Here is a 7737-nt window from a genome sequence, read left to right as displayed (position 1 = left end):
AGGAAATTCCTTGGAATTCCCTATTACACAAAAAGGCACTAACGTGCCAATGATGCGCACTCGCGCGAAGCAGAAACATGTCGCAAGCGACCGCGCTCGGCGCGAGAATGTGCCAAGGCACATTCTTTTTCAATATAATTTCCGGGATAAATTGACTTTTAAACATACCCCATCTATAATGAAACAAGCTGATATGGGCAGTGGGTGCCGCTGTTTGTGCCAGATCAGTCAGATTGCTCGGATTGGCAGGCATGGACAGGGGGTAAAAGGGAAACAGGTGCAAAACCTGTGCGATCTCGTCACTGTGAACCGGAGAGTGGCGCCGCAGATGCCATTGCGAAAGTGAGAAGGCGCGGCGTGCATGATGACCCGAAAGCCAGGAAACCTGCCGGCTGTCGTGAACATATCGGTTAAAACTATTTTTGTGCGAGTCACACAAGGAGGAAAACATGAGAAAAAACAAAAAAGTAGTTGTAAGTGCAGCGGCAGTTACGATGTCCGTATTGCTTGGAGCCTGCGGCGGCAGTACATCCAGCCAGGCAACCTCGACGGAGGTGGCTTCTGAGGCAGAGACCGAGGCAGCTGAGAGCGCCGATTCCGATCAGGAAGCAGCAGATAAGGTGGCAAAGCTGATCGATGACATCTATGTACAGGAGCGCACCGATGACACGGATGAGCAGTGCAAGGCAGCCAAAGAGGCATGGGATGCCCTGACTGACGAGCAGAAGGAGCTGGTAGAAGGCGAGAACGCAGATCCAGATTATTTTGGTCGTGATACCGGCGACGCGAGCCTGGACGATCCGCGCAATCAGGATGAGATTGGCGACAAGGAGATCCTGGTAGTCAGCTTTGGTACTTCCTTCAACGACAGCCGTGTGAAAGATATCAAGAGTATCGAGATTCCATCCAGGAGGCATTCCCGGATTGGGCAGTCCGCCGTGCATTTACCGCACAGATCATTATCAACCACGTTGAGGCTCGTGACGGCGAGTGCATCGACAATATGGATCAGGCACTGGAGCGAGCCGTGGAGAACGGAGTTAAAGAGCTGGTTGTCCAGCCGACCCACCTCATGCACGGTGCTGAGTACGACGAGATGGTTGAGGCGATCGAGAAGTATCAGGATAAATTCGAGCAGGTAGCTGTCGCAGAGCCGCTGTTAGGTGAGGTTGGCGACGATGCAACCGTTATCAATGCAGATAAAGAGGCAGTTGCAAAAGCAGTTGTAGCAGAAGAAGCTTCGGAAGCTGGTTTTAAAGATGCAGCTGACGCAGCCGATCAGGGAACCGCATTCGTTCTGATGGGTCATGGTACCGCACACGTTGCAAAGGTAACCTACAGCCAGATGCAGACCCAGATGCAGAATCTTGGATATAGCAACGTATTTATCGGTACCGTAGAGGGCGAGCCGGAAGAGACTTCCTGTGAGTCTGTTATCGAGGCAGTGAAGGCAGCTGGTTATAAGAACGTCGTTCTTCGTCCGCTGATGGTAGTTGCAGGTGATCACGCAAACAACGATATGGCAGGCGATGATGATGATTCCTGGAAGAGCCAGTTTGAGGCATCAGGTGCATTTGACAAGGTAGATACTCAGATTTCCGGTCTGGGCAGAATTAAAGCGGTAGAATCATTCTATGTTGCTCATACACGGACAGCCATTGATTCTATTGCGAAATAATGTATATGAAAAAGAAATTGAATTTAGCGGCGCTTCTGCTTGCTGCCGCTTTTCTCGGAGCGTGCGGAGGACAGAAACAGGACGCAGCTGACACCGTGGCGCAGACAGAGAGCGCAGAAACCGAGAATGCCGATCAAAAGAGCAGCATTGACCTTGCAGACGGCGTCTACACCGTCGATTTTAAGACGGACAGCAGTATGTTCAAGGTCAATGAATCGAAAAATGGAAAAGGTGTCCTGACGGTCAAGGATGGCGAGGCGACACTTCATATCAGCCTGACCTCGAAAAACATCGTGAACCTGTATCTGGGTACTGCGGACGAGGCAAAGGAAGATGAAGCCGGTTGGCTGCAGCCAACCGTAGACACGATTACTTACAGCGACGGTCTGAGCGAGGAGGTCAACGGCTTCGATGTGCCGGTTCCGGCGCTCGGAGAAGAATTTGACCTGGCTCTGATTGGAAAGAAGGGCACCTGGTACGACCACAAAGTAAGGGTAGAAAACCCGGTTTCCGGAGAGGCAGAGGACGCGGAAGCGGCATCATCCGAGACGGAGAATAGCGATGATGCGGCAGATGCCCAGAAACCGGCAGGTCAGACTGCAGATGTGGCAGACGGCACTTATACCTGTGAGGTAACCCTGCAGGGAGGTTCCGGCAGAGCATCGGTGGACAGCCCGGCGACTATTATCGTCAAGGATGGAAAGGTGACTGCCGATATTGTCTGGAGCAGCACGAACTATGAGTATATGCTGGTGGATGACGTGCAGTATGATCCGATCCAGACCGAGGGCAATTCCGAGTTCCAGATTCCGGTAACGCTGGATGAGGATGTAGCGGTCAGTGCCTTGACGGTGGCGATGAGCCAGCCGCATCTGATTGATTATACGCTGCATTTTGACAGCGTGACGTTATCAGAAGTTACGAAATAAAAGTAGATAGAAATACCTGTCCAGGAAGAACCTCCCGGTCCTTTTGTACATATTTTGATTACAGAAGGATCCGGGAGGTTTATGTCTATGCGTATCTGTGAACTCAAACAGCGGGAAGTTATAAATGTAAAAGATTGCAAGCGCCTTGGTTTTGTGGGCGACGTCGATTTTGACATCAGCACGGGAAAAATGCTTGCGATCATCGTGCCGGGACCGGGCTGTGTCTGGGGCTTTCTGGGGCGGGAAAAAGAGTACATAATTCCATTCTGCGACATCTGCCAGATAGGGGATGACATTATTCTGGTGAGGCTGAAAGAAGAGAGAGAAAAGAAGGAATAGCGGAAAACTTCTGCTTGCAGAAGCGCACTTCCTGCGATATTATAATAAGTATGATATGTTATGAAAACTTGGCGGGGGCATATCAATAAAACCAGAAAAGGGGAAGAGCGATTGAAGTGTCCATTTTGCAACGCGGCTGACACGAAAGTAATCGATTCACGGCCTGCGGATGACAACAGTTCTATCAGACGCCGGAGACAGTGCGAGACTTGTGGAAAGCGTTTTACCACATATGAAAAACTTGAGACAATCCCTCTGATGGTTGTCAAAAAGGATAATACCCGGGAGATGTACGACCGGGCGAAGATAGAGGCAGGAATCCTGCATTCCTGCCACAAGCGCCCAGTCTCTCCGGGACAGATTTCGGCGTTGATCGACGATGTGGAAAACAATTTATTTAACCGGGAAGAACGGGAGATCTCGACCGCGGTGATCGGGGAACTTGTGATGGAGCGGTTAAAGGATCTGGATGTGGTTACCTATGTGCGGTTTGCATCGGTATACCGGGAGTTTAAAGACGTCGATACATTTATGGAGGAACTGCAGAAGATACAGCAGCGGAATGTGCCGTCGTATGAGCCTGGAAAGAACGGGGAAGAGACCAGATGATGGGAAATGCGTTTTATCCGGATGAATGGCTGGATTCTGCGTATGATATCCCGTATGAGCAGTTTTACCAGAAGGGAATGCGGGGTATCATATTTGATATTGACAATACGCTGGTGCCGCACGGTGCCCCGGCGGACGAGCGGGCAGTACAGCTGTTTGAACGTTTGCGGGCGATCGGGTTCCACACCTGTCTGCTCTCGAATAATAAGGAGGCGCGGGTCGCCCCGTTTGCCGGACAGGTAGGTTCGGATTATATTTACAAGGGCAGAAAACCGAAGCGCAGCGGATACAGGCAGGCGATGCGCCGGATGGGAACGGGCGAGCGCTCGACGATGTTTGTCGGGGATCAGCTCTTTACGGATGTGTACGGGGCGAGGCGGACAGGCATCTATTCGATTCTTGTAAAGCCGATCAATCCGAAGGAAGAGATCCAGATCGTGTTAAAGCGGTATCTGGAGAAAATTGTCCTGTGGTTCTATGTGAGAAGACAGGAAAAAAATAGCGGAAGTTTGTAGCTGGGTGTTTTTGAACGGTTTGAAAGAGCTTGCCAGGCGGCAGAACTGGATGCTGACAGGAGTGCCGGAAACGGTGGAAAATCAGTTGTTTTCAGAAAAAATATCGGCAATTTTAGAAAAATAAGGGGCGGAATTGACATGATGTGCCCTGTGTTTTCAAAAAAGTAGTTGAAAAAGAGGATTTTATAGTATAAAATAAAAAAGATAAAGCGAGTATTTTCAAGGAGGAGCATCATTTATGATATCAGCGGGCGATTTTAGAAACGGCATCACACTGGAGATTGATGGCAACGTATACCAGATCATGGAATTTCAGCACGTAAAACCGGGAAAGGGAGCTGCGTTCGTTCGTACTAAAATTAAGAACGTAATGAATGGCGGCGTTGTAGAGAAAACCTTCCGTCCGACCGAGAAGTTCCCGTCTGCCAGAATCGACAGAGTTGATATGCAGTATCTGTATTCCGATGGCGACTTATACAACTTCATGGATGTAAACACATATGAGCAGGTAGCTTTAAACCAGGAGACAATCGGCGACGCACTCAAGTTCGTAAAAGAGAACGAGATGTGCAAGATCTGTTCTTACAACGGCAAGGTATTCTCCGTAGAACCGCCGCTGTTCGTAGAGCTTGAGATCACAGATACAGAGCCGGGCTTCAAGGGTGATACCGCTACAGGCGCTACCAAACCGGCAGTTGTAGAGACTGGCGCTACTGTATATGTACCGTTATTCGTAAACCAGGGCGATAAGATCAAGATCGATACACGTACTGGTGAATATCTGTCCAGAGTCTAAGTTATAACATATACGTCAGAAAGGTCTTCACGATACCGTTTGTACCCTTGTGGGGAGGCAGTCGTGTCACTGACAGGTTTCTGACTGGAAACAGAGATTACTGTTTGTGGCAGGCATTTTCCTTTGCTGGTTATGCAGCGCATGAACAGTAGCAAGCAGAGAAACTGTTGTAAGATCCGGAGGAAACGTCGAGATTTTACAACAGTTTTTTTGCTTAACATATCGGGGAGGCGTCTATGACGCGTCCGTTGGTTCATCTCAGAGAGCGGGTTCGGAGCGAACGGTGCTCATGGGGAGTGATAAATATGGAGAACGGAAGAGAAGACCGTCTGCGTCTGGGGGAAGAGGATGAGCCGGGGCGCAGATCTGGTGGCAGGAAGAGGCGTACATCCGGCAGGCAGACGGCAATCCGCCGGGAGCGGACGAGGCAGCAGAAGAAGCGCCGTGTGATGATGCGGCTGTTTTTGTGTCTGCTTATTTTCCTCCTGGGTGCGGGAACAGGCTGGACGCTGCGCGGGAAAATGATCCGCAAGCTGATCGATCCGTCCACGATCGAGATGCCAAACTGGGTTGATGAGCAGCTTCTCACGGTCAACCGATATTCCAGACCGGGGACGAATATCCCGGTCATCAACGGGATCGTGATTCACTATGTGGCAAATCCTGGGACGACGGCACAGCAGAACCATGATTATTTTGAGGGATTGAAAGATCAGAGCGGCAGTAACACTGTTTCCGTCAGCAGCAATTTCGTGATCGGTCTGGACGGTGAGATCATCGAGTGCGTTCCGGTCGGGGAGAAGGCATATGCCTCCAATGAGAGGAATGCGGACACCGTTTCGATTGAGTGCTGCCATCCGGCGGCAGACGGAAAGTTTACAGACGAGACGTATGACTCGCTGGTAAAACTGACTGCATGGCTGTGCAAGCAGCTCGATTTAAGTCCGAAAGATGTGATCCGTCATTATGATGTGACTGGAAAGGCGTGCCCGAAGTATTTCGTGGATCATGAGGATGCCTGGAAGCAGTTCCGCAAGGATGTGAAAAAGGCAATGCGGAAAGATATATAATATACGATATAAATTATGAAAGGGAATCTAGTATGAAAACGATTTTAGATTTGATCGTGGAAGAACTGAAACCGGCGTTTACCGGCTGCGGGTACGATGAGAAGTATATCCGCGTGACGGTATCAAACCGCCCGGATCTCTGCGAGTATCAGTGTAACGGCGCGATGCAGCTGCCAAAGCGTATAAAAAGAAACCGATCGATATTGCCAATGAGGTGGTGGAAAAGACAGCCGGAAGCAAGATGTTTTCTGAGATCAACGCCGTGATGCCTGGGTTTATCAATATCCGCCTGAATCCGTGCTACCTGGCATCCTATGTACAGCAGGTGGCAGAGGATGAAAAGTTGGGACTCAACGCAGCTGAGAAGCCGGAGACGATCATCATTGATTACGGCGGAGCCAATGTAGCAAAACCACTGCATGTCGGACACTTACGTTCCGCGGTCATCGGAGAGAGTATCAAGCGCATCAGCCGCTATATGGGACACCATGTCATCAGCGATGTGCATTTGGGTGACTGGGGATTGCAGATGGGACTGATCATCGAGGAGCTGCATGACCGTCAGCCGGATCTGGTATATTTTGACCCGGATTATACCGGCGAGTATCCGTCGGAGCCGCCGTTTACGATTTCCGAGCTGGAGGATATCTATCCGGCAGCGAGCGCGAAATCCAAGGTAGATGCGGCATTCCGTGAGCGGGCACAGCAGGCAACCTTCAAACTGCAGAGTGGCTATGCACCGTTCCATGCGATCTGGAAGCACATCATGAACGTGTCCTTGAAGGATCTGAAAAAGAACTATGGCAATTTAAATGTATCGTTCGACCTCTGGAAGGGCGAGAGCGATGCGCAGCCATATATTCCGGGACTGATCGAGGATTTACAGAAAAAAGGTCTCGCCTATGAGAGCGATGGCGCGCTGGTTGTCGATATCGCACAGGAAGGGGATGCGAAGGAATATCCGCCTTGTATCGTCCGCAAATCCGACGGTGCGGCGCTGTATGCGACTTCCGATCTGGCGACGATCATCGAACGTGAGCAGGATTTCCATCCGGACCGCTACATTTACGTCGTAGACAAGCGCCAGGAGCTTCATTTTATCCAGGTATTCCGTGTGGCGAAGAAAGCGGGCATCGTCAAAGAAGATACGCCGATGATCTTCTTGGGCTTCGGTACGATGAACGGCAAGGACGGTGGTCCGTTCAAGACACGTGAGGGCGGTGTTATGCGTCTGGAGCACCTGATCAAGAATATCGATGAGAAGGTATATGAGAAGATTCAGGAGAAGCAGAAAGTTCCGGCGGACGAGATGACACGCACGGCGGAGATTGTCGGTCTGGCGGCACTTAAATATGCCGATCTTTCGAATCAGGCGACCAAAGATTACATTTTCGATGTAGACCGCTTTATTTCCTTCGAGGGAAATACAGGTCCACATATCCAGTATATGATCGTCCGCATCAAGTCCATTCTGGAGAAATACAAGGAACTGCGCGGTGCGGATGCTAAAGTGGTTCCGATCCGTCCGGCTGAGAGCGAGACAGAGAAAGCACTTCAGATGGCGCTCTGCCGTTTCGGCGAGGTGACAGAATCTGCATTCTACGAGACGGCGCCGCATAAGCTCTGCCAATACATGGCGGCAGTGGCGGATGCGTTTAATGCATTCTATCTGGAAAATAAGATCCTCTCCGAGGAGGACGCAGCGAAGCAGGCAGCCTTTATCAGCCTGATCACGCTGACCAAGCGGGTGCTGGATACCTGTATGGATCTGCTCGGAATGGAATCGCCGGAACACATGTAA

At 50.5% G+C, this 7737-nt stretch carries 7 protein-coding genes, 1 pseudogene and 1 riboswitch; all 8 genes and pseudogenes read left to right on the top strand.

The genetic code is table 11. From position 1 onward, the window contains the following. The first annotated feature begins 230 nt into the window (after positions 1-230). Positions 231-408, top strand: a riboswitch (cobalamin riboswitch). A gap of 496 nt (positions 409-904) precedes the next feature. Further along, positions 905-1678, top strand: a complete 774-nt coding sequence (locus DWZ16_RS16825; RefSeq protein WP_412694189.1) for a sirohydrochlorin cobaltochelatase — start codon at positions 905-907, stop codon at positions 1676-1678. Positions 1679-1683: 5 nt separating this feature from the next. Next, a complete protein-coding gene (locus DWZ16_RS09350; RefSeq protein ID WP_118522664.1) occupies positions 1684-2607 on the top strand; it encodes a hypothetical protein in 924 nt (307 codons plus the stop codon). Positions 2608-2694: 87 nt separating this feature from the next. Continuing rightward, a complete protein-coding gene (locus tag DWZ16_RS09345) occupies positions 2695-2946 on the top strand; it encodes a YlmC/YmxH family sporulation protein (RefSeq protein WP_106999996.1) in 252 nt (83 codons plus the stop codon). 111 nt (positions 2947-3057) lie between these two features. After that, on the top strand, positions 3058-3555 hold the full coding sequence (nrdR, locus tag DWZ16_RS09340) for a transcriptional regulator NrdR (protein ID WP_118522661.1): 498 nt from the start codon (positions 3058-3060) through the stop codon (positions 3553-3555). Continuing rightward, positions 3555-4070 carry a YqeG family HAD IIIA-type phosphatase gene (locus DWZ16_RS09335; RefSeq protein ID WP_107000417.1) on the top strand — a complete coding sequence of 172 codons (516 nt, stop codon included), beginning with the start codon at positions 3555-3557 and terminating at the stop codon, positions 4068-4070. The genes nrdR and DWZ16_RS09335 overlap by 1 nt, the downstream gene beginning before the upstream one ends. Before the next feature lie 238 nt (positions 4071-4308). Beyond that, positions 4309-4866, top strand: coding sequence for an elongation factor P (efp, locus tag DWZ16_RS09330; RefSeq protein WP_022358740.1), 558 nt, complete (start codon positions 4309-4311; stop codon positions 4864-4866). 305 nt (positions 4867-5171) lie between these two features. Beyond that, complete coding sequence (locus DWZ16_RS09325) at positions 5172-5936, top strand: N-acetylmuramoyl-L-alanine amidase family protein (RefSeq protein ID WP_118522660.1); 765 nt, start codon at positions 5172-5174, stop codon at positions 5934-5936. Between the two features lie 32 nt (positions 5937-5968). Further along, positions 5969-7737, top strand: a pseudogene (gene argS / locus DWZ16_RS09320) (arginine--tRNA ligase).

Source organism: Clostridium sp. AF29-8BH, from assembly GCF_003478145.1.
GTDB lineage: Bacteria > Bacillota > Clostridia > Lachnospirales > Lachnospiraceae > Otoolea > Otoolea fessa.
The sequence above is the reverse complement of the archived record's forward strand: the minus strand, read 5'-3'. Positions and strand labels throughout refer to the sequence as shown.